This is a genomic window from Erwinia psychrophila (assembly GCF_039023475.1).
In the GTDB taxonomy this organism is placed as follows: domain Bacteria; phylum Pseudomonadota; class Gammaproteobacteria; order Enterobacterales; family Enterobacteriaceae; genus Erwinia.
The window spans coordinates 71,760-94,625 of the sequence record NZ_JBCHVB010000002.1 but is presented as its reverse complement, the minus strand read 5'-3'; the positions used below and the strand labels follow the sequence as shown (position 1 = coordinate 94,625).

At 54.4% G+C, this 22,866-nt stretch carries 25 protein-coding genes and 1 pseudogene; 11 read left to right on the top strand and 15 right to left on the bottom strand.

Annotation, left to right across the window (positions count from 1 at the left end; translation table 11 throughout):
* Positions 1-45: 45 nt before the first annotated feature.
* A complete protein-coding gene (gene paeA / locus AAH446_RS06510) occupies positions 46-1,371 on the top strand; it encodes a polyamine export protein PaeA (protein ID WP_342905911.1) in 1,326 nt (441 codons plus the stop codon).
* Positions 1,372-1,412: 41 nt separating this feature from the next.
* On the opposite strand, the gene AAH446_RS06505 is transcribed toward paeA, so the two are convergent.
* Positions 1,413-1,619 carry a DUF1107 domain-containing protein gene (locus AAH446_RS06505; RefSeq protein ID WP_013200508.1) on the bottom strand — a complete coding sequence of 69 codons (207 nt, stop codon included), beginning with the start codon at positions 1,617-1,619 and terminating at the stop codon, positions 1,413-1,415.
* A 314-nt stretch (positions 1,620-1,933) separates the two neighbouring features.
* Here AAH446_RS06505 and AAH446_RS06500 point away from each other — a divergent pair, with 314 nt between their 5' ends.
* Complete coding sequence (locus AAH446_RS06500) at positions 1,934-2,497, top strand: YtfJ family protein (protein ID WP_342905910.1); 564 nt, start codon at positions 1,934-1,936, stop codon at positions 2,495-2,497.
* A gap of 131 nt (positions 2,498-2,628) precedes the next feature.
* Here AAH446_RS06500 and cysQ read toward each other — a convergent pair whose 3' ends face one another.
* A complete protein-coding gene (cysQ, locus tag AAH446_RS06495; RefSeq protein WP_342905909.1) occupies positions 2,629-3,375 on the bottom strand; it encodes a 3'(2'),5'-bisphosphate nucleotidase CysQ in 747 nt (248 codons plus the stop codon).
* 382 nt (positions 3,376-3,757) lie between these two features.
* Between cysQ and AAH446_RS06490 the strand changes: the two genes are divergently transcribed.
* Positions 3,758-5,701: a bifunctional 2',3'-cyclic-nucleotide 2'-phosphodiesterase/3'-nucleotidase gene (locus tag AAH446_RS06490; protein ID WP_342905908.1), complete on the top strand. Its 1,944-nt coding sequence runs from the start codon at positions 3,758-3,760 to the stop codon at positions 5,699-5,701.
* Between the two features lie 215 nt (positions 5,702-5,916).
* Here the strand turns inward: AAH446_RS06490 and fklB are convergent, their stop codons facing one another.
* Positions 5,917-6,537: an FKBP-type peptidyl-prolyl cis-trans isomerase gene (gene fklB, locus AAH446_RS06485; RefSeq protein WP_342905907.1), complete on the bottom strand. Its 621-nt coding sequence runs from the start codon at positions 6,535-6,537 to the stop codon at positions 5,917-5,919.
* A 299-nt stretch (positions 6,538-6,836) separates the two neighbouring features.
* Here fklB and AAH446_RS06480 point away from each other — a divergent pair, with 299 nt between their 5' ends.
* The gene (locus AAH446_RS06480) at positions 6,837-7,388 is read left to right on the top strand and encodes an OapA family protein (protein WP_342905906.1); all 552 of its coding nucleotides are present in this window, start codon (positions 6,837-6,839) and stop codon (positions 7,386-7,388) included.
* A gap of 83 nt (positions 7,389-7,471) precedes the next feature.
* On the opposite strand, the gene rplI is transcribed toward AAH446_RS06480, so the two are convergent.
* The 5 genes from rplI to yjfP form a co-directional block, all read right to left on the bottom strand.
* Positions 7,472-7,924, bottom strand: coding sequence for a 50S ribosomal protein L9 (rplI, locus tag AAH446_RS06475; RefSeq protein WP_342905905.1), 453 nt, complete (start codon positions 7,922-7,924; stop codon positions 7,472-7,474).
* 37 nt (positions 7,925-7,961) lie between these two features.
* Positions 7,962-8,189, bottom strand: a complete 228-nt coding sequence (rpsR, locus tag AAH446_RS06470) for a 30S ribosomal protein S18 (RefSeq protein ID WP_000135199.1) — start codon at positions 8,187-8,189, stop codon at positions 7,962-7,964.
* 4 nt (positions 8,190-8,193) lie between these two features.
* Positions 8,194-8,511, bottom strand: coding sequence for a primosomal replication protein N (priB, locus tag AAH446_RS06465; protein WP_342905904.1), 318 nt, complete (start codon positions 8,509-8,511; stop codon positions 8,194-8,196).
* A 6-nt stretch (positions 8,512-8,517) separates the two neighbouring features.
* Complete coding sequence (rpsF, locus tag AAH446_RS06460; RefSeq protein ID WP_342905903.1) at positions 8,518-8,913, bottom strand: 30S ribosomal protein S6; 396 nt, start codon at positions 8,911-8,913, stop codon at positions 8,518-8,520.
* A 274-nt stretch (positions 8,914-9,187) separates the two neighbouring features.
* Positions 9,188-9,937, bottom strand: coding sequence for an esterase (gene yjfP, locus AAH446_RS06455; protein WP_342905902.1), 750 nt, complete (start codon positions 9,935-9,937; stop codon positions 9,188-9,190).
* Positions 9,938-10,124: 187 nt separating this feature from the next.
* Here yjfP and AAH446_RS06450 point away from each other — a divergent pair, with 187 nt between their 5' ends.
* Positions 10,125-10,334, top strand: a complete 210-nt coding sequence (locus AAH446_RS06450) for a DUF1471 domain-containing protein (protein WP_342905901.1) — start codon at positions 10,125-10,127, stop codon at positions 10,332-10,334.
* A gap of 55 nt (positions 10,335-10,389) precedes the next feature.
* Here the strand turns inward: AAH446_RS06450 and AAH446_RS06445 are convergent, their stop codons facing one another.
* Together AAH446_RS06445 and AAH446_RS06440 are read right to left on the bottom strand one after the other, a co-directional pair.
* Positions 10,390-10,695 (bottom strand): BrnA antitoxin family protein, encoded by a 306-nt coding sequence (locus AAH446_RS06445; protein WP_342905900.1) that lies wholly within the window; start codon positions 10,693-10,695, stop codon positions 10,390-10,392.
* Positions 10,676-10,967 (bottom strand): annotated as a pseudogene (locus AAH446_RS06440) (BrnT family toxin). The gene AAH446_RS06445 and the pseudogene AAH446_RS06440 overlap by 20 nt, the downstream one beginning before the upstream one ends.
* A 310-nt stretch (positions 10,968-11,277) precedes the next feature.
* On the opposite strand from AAH446_RS06440, the gene AAH446_RS06435 reads away from it, so the two are divergent.
* The 3 genes from AAH446_RS06435 to AAH446_RS06425 all read left to right on the top strand — a co-directional run bounded on the left by AAH446_RS06435 (position 11,278) and on the right by AAH446_RS06425 (position 12,792).
* Entirely contained in the window at positions 11,278-11,487 is a 210-nt protein-coding gene (locus AAH446_RS06435; RefSeq protein ID WP_342905899.1) for a YdgH/BhsA/McbA-like domain containing protein, read from the top strand.
* A 200-nt stretch (positions 11,488-11,687) separates the two neighbouring features.
* The gene (locus AAH446_RS06430) at positions 11,688-12,224 is read left to right on the top strand and encodes a GNAT family N-acetyltransferase (protein ID WP_342905898.1); all 537 of its coding nucleotides are present in this window, start codon (positions 11,688-11,690) and stop codon (positions 12,222-12,224) included.
* A 100-nt stretch (positions 12,225-12,324) separates the two neighbouring features.
* Complete coding sequence (locus AAH446_RS06425) at positions 12,325-12,792, top strand: GNAT family N-acetyltransferase (RefSeq protein ID WP_342905897.1); 468 nt, start codon at positions 12,325-12,327, stop codon at positions 12,790-12,792.
* Between the two features lie 87 nt (positions 12,793-12,879).
* Here AAH446_RS06425 and AAH446_RS06420 read toward each other — a convergent pair whose 3' ends face one another.
* Positions 12,880-13,845: an alpha/beta hydrolase gene (locus AAH446_RS06420; RefSeq protein WP_463322790.1), complete on the bottom strand. Its 966-nt coding sequence runs from the start codon at positions 13,843-13,845 to the stop codon at positions 12,880-12,882.
* Positions 13,846-14,060: 215 nt separating this feature from the next.
* Here AAH446_RS06420 and AAH446_RS06415 point away from each other — a divergent pair, with 215 nt between their 5' ends.
* The 3 genes from AAH446_RS06415 to bsmA all read left to right on the top strand — a co-directional run bounded on the left by AAH446_RS06415 (position 14,061) and on the right by bsmA (position 17,138).
* A complete protein-coding gene (locus tag AAH446_RS06415) occupies positions 14,061-14,483 on the top strand; it encodes a MarR family winged helix-turn-helix transcriptional regulator (RefSeq protein ID WP_342905895.1) in 423 nt (140 codons plus the stop codon).
* A 335-nt stretch (positions 14,484-14,818) separates the two neighbouring features.
* Positions 14,819-16,753 (top strand): methyl-accepting chemotaxis protein, encoded by a 1,935-nt coding sequence (locus AAH446_RS06410; protein ID WP_342905894.1) that lies wholly within the window; start codon positions 14,819-14,821, stop codon positions 16,751-16,753.
* A 55-nt stretch (positions 16,754-16,808) separates the two neighbouring features.
* Positions 16,809-17,138 (top strand): biofilm peroxide resistance protein BsmA, encoded by a 330-nt coding sequence (bsmA, locus tag AAH446_RS06405; protein ID WP_342905893.1) that lies wholly within the window; start codon positions 16,809-16,811, stop codon positions 17,136-17,138.
* Here the strand turns inward: bsmA and AAH446_RS06400 are convergent.
* The 4 genes from AAH446_RS06400 to nsrR all read right to left on the bottom strand — a co-directional run bounded on the left by AAH446_RS06400 (position 17,109) and on the right by nsrR (position 22,787).
* Positions 17,109-18,740 (bottom strand): isovaleryl-CoA dehydrogenase, encoded by a 1,632-nt coding sequence (locus AAH446_RS06400; protein WP_342905892.1) that lies wholly within the window; start codon positions 18,738-18,740, stop codon positions 17,109-17,111. The two genes, bsmA and AAH446_RS06400, sit on opposite strands and share 30 nt — an antisense overlap.
* Before the next feature lie 288 nt (positions 18,741-19,028).
* On the bottom strand, positions 19,029-19,763 hold the full coding sequence (gene rlmB, locus AAH446_RS06395) for a 23S rRNA (guanosine(2251)-2'-O)-methyltransferase RlmB (RefSeq protein ID WP_342905891.1): 735 nt from the start codon (positions 19,761-19,763) through the stop codon (positions 19,029-19,031).
* A gap of 119 nt (positions 19,764-19,882) precedes the next feature.
* Positions 19,883-22,324: a ribonuclease R gene (gene rnr / locus AAH446_RS06390; RefSeq protein ID WP_342905890.1), complete on the bottom strand. Its 2,442-nt coding sequence runs from the start codon at positions 22,322-22,324 to the stop codon at positions 19,883-19,885.
* A 19-nt stretch (positions 22,325-22,343) separates the two neighbouring features.
* Entirely contained in the window at positions 22,344-22,787 is a 444-nt protein-coding gene (nsrR, locus tag AAH446_RS06385; RefSeq protein WP_342905889.1) for a nitric oxide-sensing transcriptional repressor NsrR, read from the bottom strand.
* Positions 22,788-22,866: the final 79 nt, after the last annotated feature.

Below are 22,866 nucleotides of genomic sequence, written 5' to 3'. Positions count from 1 at the left end.
GCTTTTTTCGATAGCCACTGAATCACGTCATTTACTGGATGCTCTATGTTAGACAGCTTGCTTGTCATCTTACTGCTGATTGCGATCAGCTCGTTTTTTTCTCTTTCAGAAATCTCTCTGGCCGCCGCGCGTAAAATTAAGCTCAAGCTGCTGGCGGACGAAGGCAATATCAACGCCCAGCGCGTAATGAAGATGCAGGAAACGCCCGGCATGTTCTTTACCGTGGTGCAGATTGGTCTGAACGCGGTGGCGATCCTCGGCGGCGTGGTCGGCGATGCGGCATTCTCTCCCGCGTTTCGCTCCCTGTTTGAGCGCTTCACCAGCCCCGAGCTGGCTGAGCAGCTGAGTTTTATCTGCTCGTTTACCGTGGTCACCAGCCTGTTCATTCTGTTTGCCGACCTCTTCCCTAAGCGTCTTGGGATGATCGCGCCGGAAGTGATTGCGCTGAAAATCATCAATCCGATGCGGCTCTGCCTGTTTATTTTTCGCCCGCTGGTCTGGTTTTTCAACGGCGGCGCCAATATTATTTTCCGCCTGTTTAAGATCCCGTTAGTCCGCAAAGATGATATCACCTCTGACGATATCTATGCGGTAGTGGAAGCGGGCGCGCTGGCGGGCGTCCTGCGCAAGCAGGAACATGAGCTGATCGAAAACGTGTTTGAGCTGGAGTCGCGTACCGTTCCCTCCTCAATGACCTCGCGTGAAAACGTTGTCTGGTTCAATCTGAACGAAGACGAAGCGAGCCTGAAGGAAAAGATTGCCAATCATCCGCACTCCAAGTTTCTGGTCTGTAATGACGACATTGACCATATCGTTGGCTATGTCGACTCTAAAGAACTCCTGCTGCGGGTGCTGGGCAACCAAAGCATGGCGCTTAACAGCGGCGTGCAGATCCGCGCGGCGCTCATCGTGCCGGACACTCTGACGCTTTCCGAAGCGCTTGAAAGTTTCAAAACCGCGGGTGAAGACTTCGCGGTGATCATGAATGAATATGCGCTGGTGGTGGGGATCATTACGCTAAACGACGTCATGACCACGCTGATGGGCGACCTGGTTGGCCAGGGGATGGAAGAGCAGATTGTCGCCCGCGATGAGAACTCATGGCTGGTTGAAGGCGGTACGCCGATTGATGATGTGATGCGCGTGCTGCATATCGACGAGTTTCCACAGTCCGGCAATTATGAAACCATCGGCGGCTTTATGATGTATATGCTGCGTAAGATCCCTAAACGGACCGACTTCGTGAAGTTTCACGGCTATAAGTTTGAGGTGGTGGATATTGACAGCTACCGCATCGACCAGCTGCTGGTGACGCGCATTGACGCCAGGCCGGCGGCGACGCCAGTGCTGATCAAAACGGCTGAAGAGTAACGGGAAAAACAGAAAAGGCGCGAGAGTTCGCGCCTTCTTACTTAGTTAAACTCGGTCTGCAAGCGCAGTACCTGACGGTTCACTTCTGACATCACGCTATAATGCTGTTTATCTTTTACGCGTGGGATCAGGATCTTGCCTTTATCAAATTCAAAAGCGCCAACGTCTTTTATGTAAATCCTGCCACGGAACAGGGTTTTAACGTATTTGGCTACCTGCAGCGGATTGTATCGCTGGAAGATCTTCATTCTGGTTCTACTCCTTAGTCATCAATGTACGCTGCTTCGTATCCAATATCGGAACGAGTCTGTGCAGCGCAAAGTGAAGTTACTATAGACCATCATCCGTTTCCTGAAGTCCGAAAATCGACTTATTTTCCTGCTTTTACATATCGTGACAGTAGGCTCTGTCAGTCATGCCAGGTAAAACAGTATAATCCTTCGTCCAGCAGGGAAATGTGCAGTGTGTTGCAAAGATGTTATTTCATGGCGACAGGCGCAGTATCTGCGCATATTATTGCAGGAAGATGACTATCTGGTCTGATCTCTTTAAGAGGGCTTACATGTTCACTTTCCGCCAGCTCCCCCTGATTTTAACGCTGCTTTTGCCTCTCACCGCCAGTGCGCATAATTTCACCACCGGCCAGCGCGTGACGCCTGTGGGCATCGCCGATAAGGGAGAGCTACTCTATCAACACGATGAGTTTAGCTATAAAAACTGGAACAGCGCGCAGCTGCCGGGAAAAGTGAGAGTCATCCAGCATATTGCCGGACGCTCATCGGCGAAGGTCATGAATGCGGCGCTAATCGAAGCGATAAAGGCGGCTCATCTGTCACGCGAGCGCTATCAGACAACCACGGTCGTGAACACTGACGATGCCATTCCCGGCACGGGGATGTTTGTGCGCAGCAGTATTGAGAATAATAAGAAGCAGTTCCCCTGGTCGCAGTTTATCGTGGATGATAACGGCGCAGCGAAAAAAGCCTGGGGTCTGGAAGATGGCGGTTCGGCTATCGTCGTGCTGGACGCGTCCGGTAACGTTCGCTTTGCCAAAGATGGCGCCCTGACGCAGGAAGAGGTGAAGCAGGTTGTCGCGCTCATACGTCAGCTCCTCAAAACATCCTGACGCACTTTTCCGGCCTGCATCATGCTATAAGCGGATGCGCCGGGCCTAGCTGCTTCTCTGCACCGGGGGTGCAGAGAAGCAGCGGACAACTCACCTACCGACAGGGGCAGATATCACCGCCCCGCCGCCAGTCAGAAAATAGAGACCCGGAAACCGGGATTGAGAAAAGATTCGCGCGGCGCATAATCAAGCGTTTTTCCCTGCCAGTCGTGAACGTGCGCACCCGCAGCAATCGCGACCGCATGGCCTGCGCCGGTATCCCAGATATTGGTAGGCCCGAAGCGGGGATAAAGCTGCGCTTTACCTTCCGCCACCAGGCAGAACTTCAGCGATGAGCCTATCGCCGTCGTCTGGTGTTCGCCCATCTGATTAAGATACTCTTTCAGTTCTTCATCGTTCGTCGCATGGCTGCGGCTGATCACCACCAGCGGCGGACGCGCCTCCCGCACCTGAATCTGCTCACGATGGCCCCCCTCTTCTTTCCAGGCTTTACCTTCTGCGGCGGAATACATCACGCCCAGCACCGGCGCATAGACCACGCCCAGCACCGGTTTACCCATTTCAATCAGGGCGATGTTTACGGTGAATTCTCCGTTACGCTTGATAAATTCTTTGGTGCCGTCCAGCGGATCGACCAGCCAGTAGGTCTGCCAGTGCTGACGAACCTCCCATGGCTGCGGATCTTCTTCCGACAGCACCGGAATATCCGGTGAAAGCTGAGACAGGCCCTGCAAAATCACTTTATGTGCGGCAATATCAGCCGCTGTCACCGGTGAGTCATCGGACTTCTGGGCAATATCGAGCGGCGTCCCGGCTTCGTAGATTTCCATAATGGCGTCGCCCGCTTCGCGAGCCAGCTGGCAAATTTTATCTAACATTGTAAACCCCTTTCGTCGTCATGATGCCAGCCGCACCAGCTGGAGAACCTGCTGCATTTTCTTCACAAAAATGCTCCTTCAATGATCTTAGCAGCAGATCGCGCCAGGCTCCGGGCCGGAAGCCGCTTACCGTAATGGCCAGCGGGCATACATCATCGTTAGCTTAATTATCAAAAGCATAATGCATTATTTACCGCAGGAGTTTCTGTTTTTCCGGGTATTCTCCGCCAATTGCTCGCAGGCAGCGTCGTGCCGGCAGCGATCCTGCCCCCGGAAGGGCTAAAAACTTGTCACCGGTCACATTTATGGGTGACGTAACATAAATGTTTTACAAAAATCTGAGATGTTTAGACTCTTTGGCACAGGTCACATGGAGAGAAAAATGATGAAGCCCTGCGTGACGCTGGCAGCACTGCTGGTCAGCTCAACACTTCAGGCCGCAACGGTGGATTTCCGCCTGATGGAAACTACCGATCTGCACAGTAACATGATGGATTTTGACTACTACAAAGACTCGGCGACCGAAAAATTTGGCCTGGTCAGGACCGCCTCGCTGATCGCTGCCGCGAGAAAAGAAGCGGGCAACAGCGTGCTGGTCGATAACGGCGATATTATTCAGGGCAGTCCTTTAGGCGATTATGTGGCCGCGAAAGGACTCCAGCAGGGCGAAGTCCACCCCGTCTATAAGGCGATGAATACGCTGGATTATACGGTGGGTAACTTAGGTAATCATGAATTCAACTACGGGCTGGACTATCTGCATAAAGCGATTTCCGGCGCCGACTTTCCCTATATCAATGCCAATATTATCGACCTGAAGAGCGGCAAGCCGCTTTTTACGCCTTTTCTGATCAAAGAGGAGCAGGTGACCGATCGTGACGGCAAAAAGCAGACGTTGAAAATCGGCTATATTGGCTTTGTGCCGCCGCAAATAATGGTCTGGGATAAGGCCAATCTCAGCGGCAAAGTGAAGGTGAACGATATTACCGCTACCGCAAAGAAATGGGTGCCGGAAATGCGCAAACAGGGTGCGGATTTGGTTGTCGCGGTTGCTCACTCGGGCCTCTCCGCCGATCCTTATCAGGCGATGGCGGAAAATTCCGTTTACTATCTCAGCCAGGTTCCCGGTATTGATGCGATCCTGTTTGGCCACGCCCATGCCGTCTTTCCCAGTAAAGATTTTGCCAGCATTCCGGGGGCTGATATTACTAAAGGCACGCTTAATGGCATTCCTGCCGTGATGCCCGGCATGTGGGGCGATCATCTTGGCGTGGTGGATCTGGTGCTGAATAACGATAAGGGTCACTGGCAGGTCAGTCAGGCGAACGCAGAGGCGCGCCCTATCTACGATAAAGCCGCGAAGAGATCCCTGGCGGCAGAAGATCCGGCGCTGGCCGCGGTGCTTGAGCACGATCATAACGCCACGCGGAAGTTTGTCAGCAAGCCGATCGGCAAGTCGGCTGACGTTATGTATAGCTATCTGTCGCTGGTGCAGGACGATCCAACGGTGCAAATCGTCAATAATGCCCAGCGAGACTACGTGAAGCGGTTTATTCAGGGAGATCCTGACCTCGCCGGGCTGCCGGTGCTGTCAGCCGCCGCCCCGTTTAAAGCCGGCGGCCGTAAGAACGATCCGGCCAGCTACGTGGAGGTGGAGAAAGGCCCGTTAACCTTCCGTAACGCGGCGGATCTCTATCTCTATCCCAATACGCTGGTAGTGATGAAGGTCAGCGGAAAAGAGGTGAAAGAGTGGCTGGAGTGCTCGGCGGGACAATATAACCAGATTGATATTCACAACAGCCAGCCCCAGTCGCTGATTAACTGGGATTTCCGCACTTATAACTTTGATGTTATTGACGGTGTGAATTATCAGATTGATGTCACCCAGCCGGCACGCTATGACGCTGAATGCCAGAAAGTGAATGAAAATGCCTCACGCATTAAGCAGCTTACTTTCCAGGGAAAACCGATCGATGCTGATGCCACCTTCCTGGTTGCCACCAATAATTACCGGGCTTACGGCGGAAAATTCGCCGGCACGGGGGACGCACATATCGCCTTCGCATCGCCGGATGAGAATCGCAGCGTGGTGGCGGCCTATATCAGCGCGCAAACGAAAGCGCAGGGCGAGGTTCAGCCCGGCGCGGATAATAACTGGCGGCTTGCCCATATCGACAGCAAAACGCCGCTGGATATCCGCTTTGAAACGTCGCCTGGCGATAAAGCCCGCGACTTTATTCGCGATCGTGCTCAGTATTCACTGACGCAGGAGGGAACTGACGAGACAGGTTTCGCTATTTATAAAGTGGATCTTCAGAAAAAATAACCGCTGGCAATAACGGCAAAAATAAAACCAGTCTGGCTCACTTATGCAGGCTGGTTTTTTAATTTTTACTGAAAAAGGCCATGACATTACTTTTCCGGCATTTCAGCGTGTCCAGCTGCTTTTGAGCAACAGCCCAGGGAAGGGGATCGCAATCGAAAAAGGCGGTTCTGATGATACCGCCTTGTTTTCACTGTTCGTTCAGAAATAGCGGCGGATTACAGGATTTCCAGCAGCTCAACTTCAAAGACCAGCGTGCTGAAAGGCGGAATAGAGGCACCTGCGCCACGTTCGCCGTAGGCCAGGTTTTGTGGAATAACCAGCTCCCATTTTGAGCCAACTGGCATCAGCGTCAGCGCCTCGATCCAGCCTGGGATCACGCCGCTTACCGGGAATTCAGCCGGTTCGCCGCGCTGCACGGAGCTGTCGAACACAGTGCCGTCAATCAGCTTGCCGGTGTAGTGCACACGTACGCGATCCTGACGGGACGGAATCGCACCTTCACCCTGAGTAATCACGCTGAATTGCAGGCCTGACTCGGTGCTGCTGACGCCGTCGCGTTTAGCGTTCTCTTCAAGGAAGGTCTGACCTTCAACTGCCATCGCCTGCTGGCGTTCACGGCGAACGGCATCGGCCCGCTCATGAACTTCACGCAGCGCACGATGAACAACATCGACCGGGACAGCAGGCGCGTTCCCTTCCAGCGCATCGCGCAGGCCCGCCAGCAGGGCTTCTGGTTGCAGACCCTGCAAGCCAGATTCCAGCAGCTGCTGACCAACCTGTAAACCGATACCGTAACTTGCTTGCGCTTCCACGCCGTCAAAAGAAGGGGTTGTCATGGAATTTCCTTTCATCATTGATAAAAACGAAGGCGAAGCATAACAGCGCGGGCATCAGGCGTAAAATCCCATCTTCTCCGGGTGACTTTTCGCCGTGAAAAGGAAACAATACTTCCCTCTCATCGTCGGCGTAAACTCCACACCGGCAACGCGTTATCAGCTATATTTGTGACGAGGTAAACATGGGCCATCCTGCCCGTCGGCGAAGGAAAAGCCAGCCGCTTTCACTATCAGGGTTTCTGCACCGGGTAGGTAAAAGCTCATTATTTGCGCGAGCTTCGCGCCAGGAGGAGGACGCCATGCCTAAAGCGTCTGCAACAGTAACGCAGCTAGTTAACCAAATCTGGCAACTGCCGGACAAGGCCCGCTGGATGGATCCACTGCCGTCCTTTCACCGCCGGGCCATTATTATTGCCGTCGCGGTCATCCTGCTGGCGTTTTTATGGCCTGCCTCCTCGCCGGAGCAGCCCCAGCGCCCGGTCACCGCCGGGGGGCAGCCGGAGACCCGCGTGCCGATGCAGGCCGAACTGAGCGACCAGCAGCCTGACGCCGGGCAGCCTTCAGCGCCCGTCGCTTCCCCTGACACGCAGGGAGAGTGGCGCGCTTACCAGATAGCTTCAGGACAGACGCTGGCGCAGCTCTTTCGTGACAATAACCTGCCGGTCAATGATGTCTTCGCAATGGCTCAGGTTGAGGGAGAGGATAAACCGCTGAGTACATTGCATACCGGGCAGGCGATCCGCATCCGCCAGAGCGCTCAGGGCACGATTACCGGTCTGACGGTGACGACGGATCAGGGGGAGGTGCTGTTTACACGCCAGCCGGATGGCAGCTTTCTGCGAGTGCGGTAATCAGGGAGGCGGCAGCAATGCCGTTAACAGAAACAAAAACGCCGGCGCGAGGCCGGCGTTTTTATGCGTGAGAGAGGAAGCGATTAAGCTTCAGCAGTCACGTTTACAATCACTTTAGCGAAAACTTCGCTGTGAACCTGGAAGCTCACTTCGTGCTCACCGGTAGTACGCAGAACGCCGTTTGGCAGGCGAACTTCGCTTTTTGACACTTCAACGCCAGCTGCAGTCACTGCATCAGCGATGTCGCGGGTACCGATGGAACCGAACAGTTTACCTTCGTCGCCTGCTTTAGACGCGAGGTTAACGGTGCCCAGTGCGTTGATTTTTTCAGCGCGTGCGTTAGCCGCAGACAGAACGTCAGCCAGTTTGGCTTCCAGCTCTGCACGACGTGCTTCAAAGAACTCAACGTTTTTCTTGGTAGCAGGAACAGCTTTACCCTGTGGCACCAGGAAGTTACGAGCGTAGCCCGCTTTAACGTTAACCTGATCACCCAGGCTGCCCAGGTTTGCTACTTTATCAAGCAGAATAACTTGCATTACCTTATCCTCTTAAAGTCGTTATGGACAGTGGCCGTTACTGATGACGATCAGTGTACGGCAGCAGGGACAGGTAACGCGCGCGCTTGATAGCACGAGCCAGCTGACGCTGGTATTTTGCGCGAGTACCGGTGATACGGCTCGGTACGATCTTACCGCTTTCAGTAATATAATTTTTCAGCGTTGCGATATCTTTATAATCGATCTCTTGAACGCCTTCCGCGGTGAAACGGCAGAACTTGCGACGACGGAAATAACGTGCCATTAGGCTAGTCTCCAGAATCTATCAATTCAATCTGCTCGGCATGCAGTACCGTTTTATTCAGTCCATTGCGCCCTTGATGGCAGCTAATGAAGCCTGAAACGGTGATATGCGTGCCGACCGTTATACTTTGAGTAATTGCCTGATGGGCTTTGCCGCTGATAACCACCGGCATCCGACACCAGGCTTGCCGGGTAAAACCGGCTTCCACCTGCTCTGAACGGTGCTCAAGCACGAACTGGCAGTGTGGAATCCCTGACGGGCTGACTTTTCGCATCGGCGTCTTGCACACGGTGCCAGACAGCGTCAGACGGTTAGCCGTCACGGTAAATTACTCTTCAGAATCCCCAGCATCAGCTTCATCAGAGGTTTCGTTAGCAAAATCTTCACGACGCTCACGGCGCTCGTCTTTCGCTTTAACCATCGGAGAAGCTTCAGTTACCGCGTGCTTAACGCGCATAACCATGCTACGGATAACGGCGTCGTTGAAGCGGAAGTTAGTTTCCAGCTCATCGATCGCTTCCTGCGGCGCTTCAACGTTCAGCAGAACGTAGTGTGCTTTGTGCAGTTTATTGATCGGGTAAGCCAGCTGACGGCGGCCCCAGTCTTCCAGACGATGAATCGTGCCTTCTGCACCAGTGATAGCACCGGTGTAACGCTCGATCATGCCAGGAACCTGTTCGCTTTGGTCAGGGTGAACCATAAATACGATTTCGTAATGACGCATCGAATTTGCTCCTTACGGATTATTCAGCCTCCTGTCGGGGTCAGCCGCGGCCCATGGAAGCAAGGAACGTTATAGGCTGTGAAACACAACCTGCTAGTGCGGCTGAAAAATTGACGCGTAATCATACTGGCGGCGGGGAGGAAACTCAAGGTAAAGTCATCGCGGGGGATAAATTAGTTCTCAGCAGGCGGAACGGACAGCGTAAAGCCGCCGGGAAACCGCGCTTAGCGGATCTTTTTATCTCCTGAAAACAGGGGCAGCCCTGGCATTCCGGCTATAAATGGCGACCGAAAAACGTCGTAACCGCCGCCAGCGCGGTCGGCGTAATGCGGTGCCCCACGCCCGGTTCGGTAAGGTAAGTCAGGTTACCGTCAAGCTTCGCTTCTCGCAGCGACTTCACCAGCCTGGCGCTCTCATCAGCGGGTACCACCTCATCCGCTTCCCCATGCCACACCAGCAAAGGACGGCTGGCGATGCTGCCTAACTGATGGCTGATGTCGTAGGCGGCAAGCGGCGCCATACGCCTGGCAAATTGCTCTTGCTGCGCGGCTGTTTCAGCCACCAGCGGCGGATAGAGCCGCTGGGAAAGCGACATGTAGTATCCCGACCCCATCAGGCAGGCGGCGCAGGAAAGATGTGAATAGCGCGCCAGTGCGCCCAACGCCGTCATTCCCCCCATTGAGGCACCCGCCACGGCAAAGCGTTCCGCCTCCACCAGCTTCTTCTCGCGCAGAGCCGCTTCAAGGGCCGGCAGCCCATCAATGCTGCTTTTCAGGATCTCCCAGAAATGACTGAGGCGAAATCCTGCGTCGCCTTCGTAACGGGCACCGTGCTGGTCAGCGTCGGGCAGTATCACCCGAAAACCGGTCTGAGCCAGCGCAACGCCAAAGTAGGCGTACACCTCTTTCGAAGAGGCAAAGCCGTGATAGAAAATCACTGTGGGCAGGGGCTGATGCCGTTTACCGGCTGGCGCCGCATGCAGGCAATCAATGCCGGCAAAGGATTCAGTATCAATTTCAATCATGCCCTCTCCTGTTGCATACCGTGCTAAGAAGCCCGTTATTCATAACAACGTAGCCCTCTTATCTTGTTCATTTTTTTTGATTTAACAGAGCAAATCCTTCCGCTAACAATCCTTCTCCGTCAGGCATAAGATTGTTCACATCGAGGCAGACCGCCTCTCCCGTAAAAAAACACCCAAGGAAATGACCATGAAATCCATCAAAACTTTCGTTGCAGTTACCGCCCTGTCACTGGTTTCATTTGGCAGCTTCGCCCAGAGCATCACCGTTACCGCCGCCACGCTGGCCGGTGCGGAAGCCAAAGTGGCTGCTCAGGCTAAGCAGACCGGAACAATGTATAAAATTACCGGCGCACGGGTGGATAACAACGCCTACGTAACAGCCGAGCTGATCAAATAAGCATGGTCGCATAAGACAGCGTCGACAAAAGCCCGCCCCAGGCGGGCTGATACGATCATTCTTTACGCCGTAAGTCACGCAGCATGGCTTCACGCAGAATAGCGTTAAGCCTTGTCTGATAGCCTTTACCCGGTTCTTTCAGCCACGCCATCACATCTGCATCGATCCTGACCGAAGCCTGGGTTTTTACCGGGCGATAAAAATGGCCCTTTTCGGCTTTCTCCCAGAATGATTCATCGAGCGGCAAAATTTCACTGTAGTCAATTTCGGCGTCAGGCTTTGCGGCCAGCGCTTTCAGCTCTGATTCGCGCCCTTCTGCCAGCGCCGGCAATATGCCTCTTTTAAATCTGACTGTACTCATAACGCCTCCTCTCAGCACGCTCAGCCCGGCGTGCGCTGACGATCCGAACAATTTCAGCACCTTCTTCAAAGCGTAGGGTATGGGCAACCAAAACGATCAGACATCCGGTCACTACGCCGATTGTCTGCCACCGGTATTCCCCATGTTCAAAGCGATCCTGTACGGAGAGATGAGTGATCGTCAAATACCCGTGCCGCTTCCTCAAACCGAATCCCATGCTTGCGAAAATTTTTCGCCGCTTTGACAGTGTCCCACTCGAATTCCATTTCGATGATCCTTGCTGCTCCTTTTGTATATACAAATAAGTATATTCAAAAATGACATGCTTTTAAAGAAACGCTGCCACGCTATCCTGTATGTGATGCTGGGTTGCTCAGAAACCGTGATTTTACCCTTCCGGCGAGTCCCCCTTTACGGTCACGTTCCTTTTTCATCCACTCCTAAACGCTGTGTAAATCTTATTCATTTTTTTTGATTTAGCAGAGCAAATCCCTCCGCTAACAATCCCTCCCGGTCAGGCATAAGATTGTTCACATCGAGGCAGAACGCCTCTCCCGTAAAAAAACACCCGAGGAAATGACCATGAAATCCATCAAAACTTTCGTTGCAGTTACCGCCCTGTCACTGGTTTCATTCGGCAGCTTCGCCCAGACCGTCACCGTTACCGCCGCCACGCTGGCCGGTGCGGAAGCCAAAGTGGCAGCCCAGGCTAAGCAGGCTGGAACAATGTATAAAATTACCGGCGCACGGGTGGATAACAACGCCTATGTAACTGCCGAGCTGATTAAATAATCATGGTCGCATAAGGAAGTGCCGACAAAAGCCGCTTATTAAGCGGCTTTTGTCGTTTCTGAACCCTTACCTGATAAGGCTCCGAAAGCTGCTGGCTTCTCCCGCGAACTGAAGTGGTTTACTGCATTCACCCATGACATCATCTTCGTCATATCGCACAACCGGGGTATAAAGGATTAAGCGAAAGGAGGAGGAAAATTATGCCATTACAAACAGAACGCCTTTGCTGCCGGGCTGTCAGGCCGTCTGATGTGGAGACGCTTTTCACTATCTACGGCGACCCGGCAACGAACGTTTTCAACCCCGCCGGCCCCTACACGGATAGCCATCAGGCTGCGTCTGTTCTGAAGCAGTGGATGGCGCACTGGACAGAGCGAGGTTGCGGAAACTGGGCCATCTCACTTCACAGTGAGCCTGGAAAAATTATCGGATTTGGTGGCATAAGCGTGAGGCGCTGCGCAGGTTCGCTCATCAATAACCTTGGTTATCGCTTTGCAACGCAAGCCTGGGGAAAAGGAGTGGCGACAGAATTTTCTCAGGCCGCCATTCATTATGGATTTAACGACCTCAGGCTTGATGACATCTCCGCTGTGGTAAGGCCAAATCATTTTGCTTCACAAAACGTTTTGCTCAAATCCGGGATGAGCTTTAGCAAAGAGGTACATGATGTGGAGAATGCTCCTCCCAGCCTGCTCTTCACGCTTACCCGCGATGAATGGAGCAAGAATGCCACATAAGTCTGCCGCTCTGGTGCCCTCTGCGTAAAACGTCGGCCACCACACCGCCCCGATAACGTTAAACCTTAACACCATAGCGACAGCATGGAAGGAGGAAAAAATGGATGAGTTAGCAATACAGGAGTGGCATAAAGAGGATTATCTGATCAGCACAGATAAAACCAAATTAGATATATCCGCCATACATCGTTATCTGACCAGATCGACATGGGCCGGAGGGATTGATGAAGAGACCGTTGTTAATTCCGTTCAGCACAGCCTTAACTTTGGTGTTTTTTATCAGGGCTCACAGATAGGTTTTGCAAGAGTTATCACTGACTATGCGACTTTTGCCTATCTGTGCGACGTTTACATCCTTGAAGAGCACCAGGGAAATAGCCTGGGAAGATGGCTTATGACGTGCTTTCACGCCCATCCTGTTTTTGCACATTTACGCAGAATATTACTGTTCACTACCACGGCCTCCTGGCTCTACGAAAAGTTTGGCTATGAACCCGTTAACCGACCTGGCTATGCATGGACGATTACCCGCCCTGATATTTACCAGCCCAAAAAACAAAAAGAGTAAACGCCAAAGAAAGGCCAGCCGAAGAGTATTGGGGCATAAAAAAGCACGACCGGGAGGCCGTGCTTTTATGATGTCATTACGGATGCTTTATTTCAGATGCTCCTTCAGTGCCGCACCTGCCTGCTCCAGCGCAGTTTTGACCGTGGGCTCCTGGCTCAGCGGATTCAGCAGACCGAAGTCGTGGATCATACCGTTATAGCGGGTCACGGTGACAGGGACACCCGCCGCATCCAGCTTGCGTCCAAACGCCTCGCCCTCATCACGCAGCACATCCAACTCTGCCGTCTGAATCAGCGTCTGCGGGAAGCCCTTCAGCTGTTCAGTGCTGGCACGGAGCGGCGAGGCAAGGATGTTATTACGATCGGCGGTGCTGGTCGTATAGTTATCCCAGAACCACTTCATCATATTTTTCGTCAGAAAATAGCCGTTTTCGTACTGGTTGTAAGAATGGGTATCGAAGTTCGCATCAGTTACCGGCCACATCATGACGTTATAACGGATCTTTGGCCCGCCGAACTGCTTCGCCTGGAGCGCGACCGACGCCACCATATTGCCGCCCACGCTGTTGCCTACCAGTCCTAAATGCGTACCGTCCACGCCGATCTCTTTTCCATGTGCAGCGACCCATTTTGTCGCTTCATAGGCCTGACTGATGGCAACAGGAAAGTGTGCTTCTGGCGAGGGCGTGTAGTCCACATAGACGGCGGCTGCGCCAGATTCTCTGGCCAGATCGCGGATCAAACGCTCATGCGTCGGGAAATCGCCCAGCACCCAGCCGCCGCCGTGGAAAAACATAAATACCGGCAGCGTGCCTTTTGCGTTAGGCGGCTTAACGATTTTCAGCTTAATGTCCTGCCCATCGATATGAATGGTTTTTTCAGAAACCTGCGCGGCAGGCAGTTTTACGCCCTTTTGTGCGCCGATTAGCACCTGACGAGCTTCCTGAGGCGTCATCTGTTCCATCGGCTTACCGTGGCCGCCGTTGAGGGCATTAAGGAAGGCCTGTACGCCTGCCGTCGGTGCAGGTGTATTAATTTCCTGCGCTGAAGCCATTGAGGTCACTGAAGCAAAAACGGCAGAGGTTAAGATCGTCGATATGGTTTTCATGAGTTTTACCCTGTTGAAATTGTGTTTGTTCTGTTTTCAGGAAAGGAACCACTTCCCCTCCTTCGCTATATTCTTGTACGCATAATACTTGCGCACAAGATACTTTCAGTCAAATATTATTTATACTTTTTTAACGCTAAAGAGTGAGGAAAGAGGTAAAAATGAAAGAAAACAACCTGTTAGAAAGCCAACTTTGCTTTTCACTTTATTCGGTGACCAACGCCCTGATCCGGCAGTACAGGCCGCGTCTGAAAGAATTAGATCTCACTTATCCGCAGTTTGTTGTCCTGATGGCGCTCTATGAAGCGGACAATATCTCCCTCAGGAAGCTGGGTGAAAAAACCCTGTTTGATTCGGGAACGTTAACCCCGCTGGTGCAGAAGCTTGAAAGCAAAGGCTTTTTGAACCGGGTTGCTGTAGCCGAAGATGAGCGGGTAAAGAAAGTTGTGCTTACCGATAAGGCGCTGGCGTTGCAAGAACAGATCGTCGATGTTCCAAACCAGATGCGCTGCTCCATGCGGATGAAGGATGATGAGCTGGCAATGCTCAGACAGCTGTCCAAAAGCCTGCTGGAAGATTTGTAGCCTGCCTCCTGTAGGCTACAACGCTTTTTATGCCCAGGCGTGCTAAATGCCTCCACGTTAGCCTGTTAAAACCCGCCGCTTTTTAACAGGAACAGCATCCGGAACCCAGACAGTTTGCTCCGCCATTCAGGGTGTGCGCGTGGAGAAGCCTGGTGCGGATACTGCGGGCAGATTGCCGTCCTGCTCCAACCCTCTGCGGGAAAGTCATTTATTTGACCTGGATCACATAAATTATAGGGTTATTCGTTAACGCAAATCAGTAAATAAGCGCTAAATGTTTCTAAATAGTTGCCGTTAATCGTTAAGACCCCATTCCATCCTTAACAGGTTAACCTATGAAACACCTCTCTTTCCGGCGCTGGAGTATCGGCGTAAAACTCTCGATCATTACATCGGTCACGGTGGCTATCCTTTTCCTGACGCTGACACTGTCGCTTACGCAGAGTGCCTCACGGCAAATGCAGAGCCTGACGCTGGAAAATATGGAAAATCAGGTCAGCGGCATTGCCGATATGGCCTCCATGTTCAACAGTACGTTGAGCGAAGAAGTGGCGAACTATACCTCGCTGTTCGAAAGCTTCCTGCCAAAAAACTTCTCAATTAATGAAGCCGAGACGATTCCCATCGGTACGCAAGCGGCACCAACGCTACGCGCAGGATTGAAAACGCTCAACCTTGACGAGACGCTGGTCGATGACTTCCTGAATCGAACCGGTGCGATTTCCACCATCTTTGTCCGTATGGGCGATGATTTTCTGCGTGTCTCCACCTCACTCAGAAAAGAGAATGGCGAACGCGCTATCGGCACTCTGCTCGACCGCAACAGTAAAGCGTGGAAGCTCGCGCAGAAAGGCGATATTTATCAGGGCGTAGCCATGCTCTTCGGCAAGCGCTATATCACGCAGTATCAGCCGGTTAAGGACAGCAGCGGGAAGGTTATCGCCATTCTCTTTGTCGGCGTGGATATCACTAAACAATACGCAGAGATCCGCGAAAAAGTCCTGACGAAGACCCAGGGAGAAAGCGGTCGTTTCTACGTACTGAATAACGCCGAAGGGAAAAACCAGGGTCAGTTCATCTTCCACCCTACGCTGGAAGGCCAGCTTCCGAAGTGGCCTGATACCCTGCAAAAACAGCTACTGGGCAAGGAACTGGGCACGATTGAGATCGTAGATGAGAAGGGTGAAGATCAGATTGTCAGCTGGCAACAGCTGCCGGGCTGGGACTGGGTGATTCTGGGCGAAGTCAATAAGGCCAGCCTGCTGGCACCGGTCAGGCACACCGGGAATATGTTCCTGATGATTGGCGCGGCGCTGGTGATTTTGTTTGCCCTCGGGTTTGTGATCACCACCCGTCGCTGGCTGAGTCAGCCGCTGAAGCAGGTCATTGAACTGGCCCAGCATTATTCCGCAGGCAACCTGGAAGCCACGCTGGAAACCCAGCGCCATGATGAGGTCGGTCAGCTGATCGTCGCTATTAACGGGATCGGCGACGGACTTGAACGCATCGTCTCACAGGTGCGTGAAGCGGCGCAGGATATCAGCAGCGGCACGGACGCTATCGCTCTCAGCAGCGAGAATATCAGCGAGCAGATTACCCGCCAGGCCAGCAGCGTGGAGGAAACCTCCGCCAGTATGGAACAGCTGAGCGCCACCGTTGCGCAGAACGCCGCGAACGTCAACCAGGCGCTGGCGCTGGTCGGTGAAGCCGCCACGGTGGTGAAAAACGGGGGTGAAACCGTGTCACGCTCGGTCGTCACTATGACGGACATCAAGAATGCCTCACAAAGCATTGCCGATATTACCCACGTGATCGAATCTATAGCCTTCCAGACCAATATCCTGGCGCTGAACGCGGCCGTTGAAGCGGCCCGCGCCGGCGAACATGGCAAGGGCTTTGCGGTCGTTGCCGCAGAAGTTCGCGCGCTGGCACAGCGTAGCGCACAGGCCGCCAAAGAGATCGATGGCCTGATTGATAACTCACTCAGCAAAGTGGTACAGGGGCACGATCTTTCCGAGCAGACCCGTCAGGCGATGGACGATATCGTGGGCCGTATTGAGCAGGTGAAGGTCTTGATGAGCGAGATTAACATCGCCTCTAAAGAGCAGTCTCAGGGCATTGGCCAGGTCAATCTGGCGATGAACCATATCGGCCAGGCCACGCATCAGAATACCGAACTGGTCGCGAACTCCGAACAGACTGCCCAGGAACTGAGCCGCAAGGGGCATCATCTGACGCAACTCGTCAGCGTATTTACGCTCAAGGGCTAAATAAAACCGGTGGGATAGCTTACACTTTATGCTATCCCACTGTGATGAGGCCGCTATGATCCGCTTATTGTCCCTGACGCTCATTCTGCTGCTGACAGGCTGCAGTCAGTTCCAGACGACACCACAGCCACCCCCTCCCGCGACTTCTACGGCGCAGGAGATCAACCGCGCCCAAAGCCTGACCCTGAAGCGCCTGGGTTCCATCACCGCCCACGTTCGCGGATCGCCAGATGACGCTGAACGAGCCATTGCCGATAAAGCCAATGCGGCCGGTGCGACCTGGTATCAGATCCAGATGGTCAGCGAGACGGTCATGCCGGGTTACTGGTATGCCAGCGCTATTCTTTACGGGCCTTCAGACGACGCCAGTCGCACGGAGCAGTAAACGCTCACAGACGTTTTCAGGCAGGCTGCGGGCGCCTCGGGGATCGAGGTTCTGACGACACCATGCGTCTGCCAGAACGGGTTCAAGATGCGTCATAACCTGTACGCCGGTAGCAAGGTTAAACAGCCCCTTGCACAGCATACGTGCCTGCGACTCCTGCGGTTTACGTAACAGGCTTTTTATCTGCCGCCACTGACTGTCAAAGTGGCGATTTTGCCCCTTTACCGCCTCAAATTCGGCGGCGAGCATATCTCTGATGCCCGGCTGTTTGCTCAGTACGCGCAGCACATCCAGACACATCACGTTGCCTGAACCTTCCCAGATACTGTTGACGGGCATCTCCCGGTAGAGTCTTGGCAGCTCGCTCGTCTCGCAGTAACCCGCACCTCCCAGCACCTCCATCGCCTCCGCCACAAAAGCGATGCCGCGTCGGCAGACAGCGTATTTCGCCGCAGGCGTAAAGAGCCGGCTGAACATCTCTCCCTGCTCGCTTTCGCGCTGCGACCAAGCTCGCGCCAGACGGAACAATATTGCCGTCTGCCCTTCCAGCATCAGCGCCTGACTGCTAAGCACCTGGCGCATCAGGGGCTGATCGATCAGGTTTTTCCCCAGCACCTGCCGCTGATGCGCGTGGCAAAGCGCCACGGAAAATGCACGGCGCATCATGCCGTGGCTTCCCAGAGCGCAATCGAAGCGCGTGTAACCACCCATTTTCAGGATCTGCCGGAGCCCACCGCCCTCTTCGCCAATCAGCCAGCCGGTGGCTTCAAAAAACTCCACTTCCCCGCTGGCGTTGGCACGGTTTCCCAGCTTCTCTTTCAGACGTTCAATTCTGACTGCGTTTCGTTCACCTTCCGGCAGCAGGCGCGGCAGGAAAAAGCAGGACAGGCCGCCTTTTGCCTGCGCCAGTACAAGATGGGCATCGCTTTGTGGCACCGAGAAAAACCATTTATGCCCGGTCAGACGATAGGCTTCTCCGCTGCCGCGCGACGCAACAGGTTCCGCCCGGGTGGTATTACTCAGTACGTCTGTACCGCCCTGCTTTTCGGTCATTCCCATGCCAATCAGCAGCCCCCGTTTAAGCGGTGCCTGTTGCAGGTGAGCATCATATCTGTCGGAGAGCAGAGGCGGCAGCCAGGCCTGAAAGAGAGCGGGCAGCTGCTTCTGGAGCAGAGGGATAGCGCCAAAAGTCATGGTGACGGGACAGAGCGTGCCGGCTTCAACCTGAGCGTGCAAAATGAAGCGGGCGGCGCGGGCCACAAACGCGGCAGGAGGAGCTTCCGGCTGCCAGGGCAAATTATGCACGCGGTTGGCGCACAGCCCCTGCATCAGTAAATGCCAGGCGGGATGAAAACGGACGTCATCCAGCCTTTCACCACAGGCGTCATAACGCAACAGTTCCGGCGGGTGGCTGTTGGCCAATCGGCCCAGCTCCAGTGACTCGGCGCCGCCAAGCTGCTGCCCCACGGAAGCGAGCAGATCGCTGTCCCAGCCGGCTCCTTCGCGCACCACTGCCTCGCGTAAGGGCATATCGGAAAGAAATAAATTGCTGTTACTCAGTGGCCGGGGCTGGTTAAAAACGGTGTGGGTTTTCCAGTCCATTGACTTCCCCTTTGCTTATTCAGGCTGATGATGTGACTCCACTTACATTAGGCTGCGCGAGGCGCCGTTTTTGGGGGATGGATCACAAGGCAGCGCAGAAGTCTGAAGGCGGAAAAGCCTGAAAAGAGCATCAGTGAATACTTTGCCAGGGTGCTATCACGCGGGATGAAACTTGTGGTTTGCTTATAGCTGGGCTGAAGGCGGAGGTTTTATGGCTGGATTTAGCGCGAGACTGGCGCGATTCAAAAAGAACAAACCAACCCGCTAACCGGGCTGGCTTTGAGGATCTTAGCTGCGGCGCTGACGGACGGCTTCGAACAGGCAGATGCCGGTAGCGACCGAGACGTTAAGCGAAGAGACGCTGCCGGCCATGGGAATGCGGATCAGCTCATCGCAGTGCTCGCGGGTCAGACGGCGCATTCCCTCGCCTTCCGCGCCCATCACCAGCGCCATCGGGCCGGTCATTTTGCTCTGGAAGACGTCATGGTCGGCTTCACCTGCCGTTCCGACGATCCACACGTTCGCTTCCTGAAGCACGCGCATCGTACGGGCCAGGTTCGTTACGCGGATCAGCGGCACATGCTCAGCCGCGCCGCTGGCGACTTTTTTCGCCGTCGCGTTCAGCTGCGCGGAACGATCGCGCGGCACGATCACCGCATGGACGCCTGCGGCATCCGCGCTGCGCAGGCAGGCACCCAGATTATGAGGATCGGTGACGCCATCCAGGATCAGCAGGAACGGCGACGCCAGGCTTGCCAGCAGATCGGGCAGATCGTTTTCCTGATACTGACGGCCAGGCTTAACCCGGGCCACTATACCCTGGTGAACCGCGCCTTCGACCTGATTGTCCAGCCACTGACGGTTCGCCACCTGAATCACAATACCCTGCTCTTCCAGCGCTTTCACCAGCGGCTGGAGGCGGCGATCGTCGCGACCTTTAAGAATAAAAACTTCCTGAAAACGCTGCGGATCGCTCTCCAGAAGCGCCTGTACGGCGTGAATACCAAAAACTATTTCACTCATTGAACGGTTACTCAAATGGTCATTTTATAGCAGGGGAGAAGATGATCTTCTTCCCCTGAAACACCGGACCGCTCATTCATCCACCGGCTTAACGGAACAGATGCTTGAGCGGTTGAGGGTTATGCCGGGTTATCTGGTTTCTTTTTCGCCGCGCGTTTAGCCCGCGTAGCGGCCCCGATTTTCCGGGTTTTGTCCGACGGTTTTTTGGCCTTCTTGCTGCCGCCGTCCGCTGCGCCCTCTTTTGGCTTTGGCGCGCGGAAGGCGCTGTCCGGCTCAAAATTGGTTCGCTTGCTCTGTTCACGACGGCGCTTACCGTTGTTCTGCGGCTTTTTGGCGCGATCGCGTTCGGTTTTCCCTTCGCCACGCGGTTTACGTGAGCTTGAGATCAGTGCGAAGTCGATCTTACGCTCTTCCATATGGACGGCTTCAACTCTTACTTCCACCGTGTCACCCAGGCGGTAAGCTTTGCCGCCGGATTCGCCGATCAGGCGCTGGCCTGCGGCATCGAACCGGTAGTAATCATTGTCGAGGGTGGAGACGTGCACCAGCCCATCAATGAACAGATCGTTAAGGCGGACAAAGAAGCCAAAGCCGGTGACGCTGGAAATCACGCCGGTAAAGGTTTCCCCGACCTGATCCTGCATAAAGTCACACTTCAGCCAGTCGGCAACGTCACGCGTGGCTTCATCAGCCCGGCGCTCGGTCATTGAGCAGTGCTGGCCAAGCTGTAGCATCTGCTGCAGCTCGTAGTGGTAGCCACCGGTCGGCGTGGTGATCCCTTCCAGCATGCCATTTTCTTTCGCCAGCAGGTACTTAATGGCGCGGTGTAACAGCAAGTCCGGATAGCGGCGGATCGGCGAGGTGAAGTGCGCATAGGAAGCCAGCGCCAGGCCGAAGTGCCCACGGTTTTCCGGATCGTAAACCGCCTGCTTCATGGAGCGCAGCAGCATCGTTTGCAGCATTTCCGCATCCGGGCGGCTGGAAATCTGCGTCAGCAGCGCCGCGTAGTCCAGCGGATGCGGCTTGTTGCCGCCGCCCAGGGTCAGACCCAGCTCATTAAGCACCGAACGGAAGCTTTTAATATTCTCTTCGCCCGGGCGATCGTGATCGCGGAACAGCGCGGGTTCGTTATTCTTCTCCACATAGCGAGCAGAAGCGATGTTCGCCAGAATCATGCACTCTTCGATCAGCTTATGCGCATCGTTACGGGTAACCTGCTCAACGCGCTCAATGCGGCGATCGGCATTGAAGATAAACTTGGCTTCGTCAGTTTCAAAGGAGATGCCGCCGCGCTGCTCGCGCGATTTTTCCAGCACCAGATACATGCGGTGCAGCTCTTCCAGATCTTTTACCAGCGGCTGATACTGCTCGCGCAGTTCCTGATTCCCCTGCAGGATGCTCCAGACCTTGTTATAGGTCAGGCGCGCCCAGGAGTTCATCACCGCTTCGTAGTGCTTGTAGCCGGTCAGCTTGCCGGTGGCGGAAATGGTCATTTCGCAGACCATACAGAGGCGGTCAACCTGCGGATTCAGCGAGCAGAGGCCGTTTGACAGCACTTCAGGCAGCATAGGGACAACCTGAGACGGGAAATACACGGACGTTCCGCGATTCACGGCTTCATCATCCAGCGGCGTGCCCGGGCGGACATAGTAGCTCACGTCGGCAATAGCGACCCAGAGGCGCCAGCCGCCGCCGCGTTTCCTTTCACAGAAGACCGCATCATCGAAGTCACGTGCGTCTTCACCGTCGATGGTGACCAGCGGCAGATCGCGCAGATCAACGCGCCCGACCTTCGCCTCTTCCGGCACTTCTTCTTTCAGTTTGGCGATCTGACGCTCCAGCTCTGGCGGCCAGCTGTGCGGAATATCGTGGGTACGCAGCGCCATTTCGACGGCCATGCCGGTGCCCATATTGTCGCCCAGCACTTCGACCACTTTGCCCACGGCTTTACTGCGGCGGGTTGGGCGCTGCATCAGCTCCACCACCACCACAAAGCCCATCCGCGCGCCTTTCAGCTCTTCCGGCGGGATCAGGATATCAAAGCTCAGGCGGCCATCGTCAGGCACCACAAAGCCCACACCCGCTTCGGTAAAGTAGCGGCCAACAATCTGATTGTTACGCGGCTCAAGGACACGCACCACGCGGGCTTCGCGGCGGCCTTTACGATCGGCCCCCATCGCCTGGGCGAGGATCACGTCGCCATGCATGCACATTTTCATCTGATCGGCAGAAAGGTAGAGATCGTCCTTGCTGCCTTCGATGCGCAGGAAGCCGAAGCCGTCACGGTGGCCGATTACCTTACCGCGTAACAGGTCCAGACGCTCAGGCAGCGCGTAGCACTGGCGGCGGGTGAAGACCAGCTGCCCGTCGCGCTCCATGGCGCGCAGACGGCGGCGTAGCGCTTCAATCTGCTCCTCTCCTGAAATGGAGAGTTCTTCCGCCAGCTCTTCACGGCTGGCCGGTTTTTCGCGTTTATCCAGGTGTGCCAGGATAAATTCGCGGCTGGGAATGGGGTTTTCGTATTTCTCAGCTTCCCGTTCCTTAAAAGGGTCTTTTGACATTGCGGTTCCTCCGTTGTCATCAGTTGCGTAGCGAAGGTTTTTCACTCAGCAATAATTGGTAGAGCGGCTGGTTGTCTTCAACCATATCGGCCAGCGTATAACCATCCAGGACGGCGAGAAAGGTCTGCACCGCCTCGTTCAGCGCGTTTTTCAGACGGCAGGCCGAAGTGATATGGCAAAAATCGCTGTGGCAGTTCACCAGCTGAAGCGGCTCCAGATCGCGGACAACCTGGCCTATCACGATCTCCGATGGCGGTTTCCCGAGCCGGATGCCGCCGTTTTTACCCCGAATGGCCATGACGTAACCATTCCGGCTCAGCTGATTGATGATTTTGACCATATGATTACGTGAGACGCCGTAAGTCTCCGTGACTTCAGTGATGCTGGTCAATTTGCCGGCCGGCAATGCGGCCATAAAAGTGAGCGCACGTAAGCCATAATCGGTAAAACTCGTTAGCTGCACGGTAACCTCGCGGAAGAGAAGCACATCTGAAACGCCAGTAATCCGCTCATAAATAAGTGTTAATAATGATGATAAACCA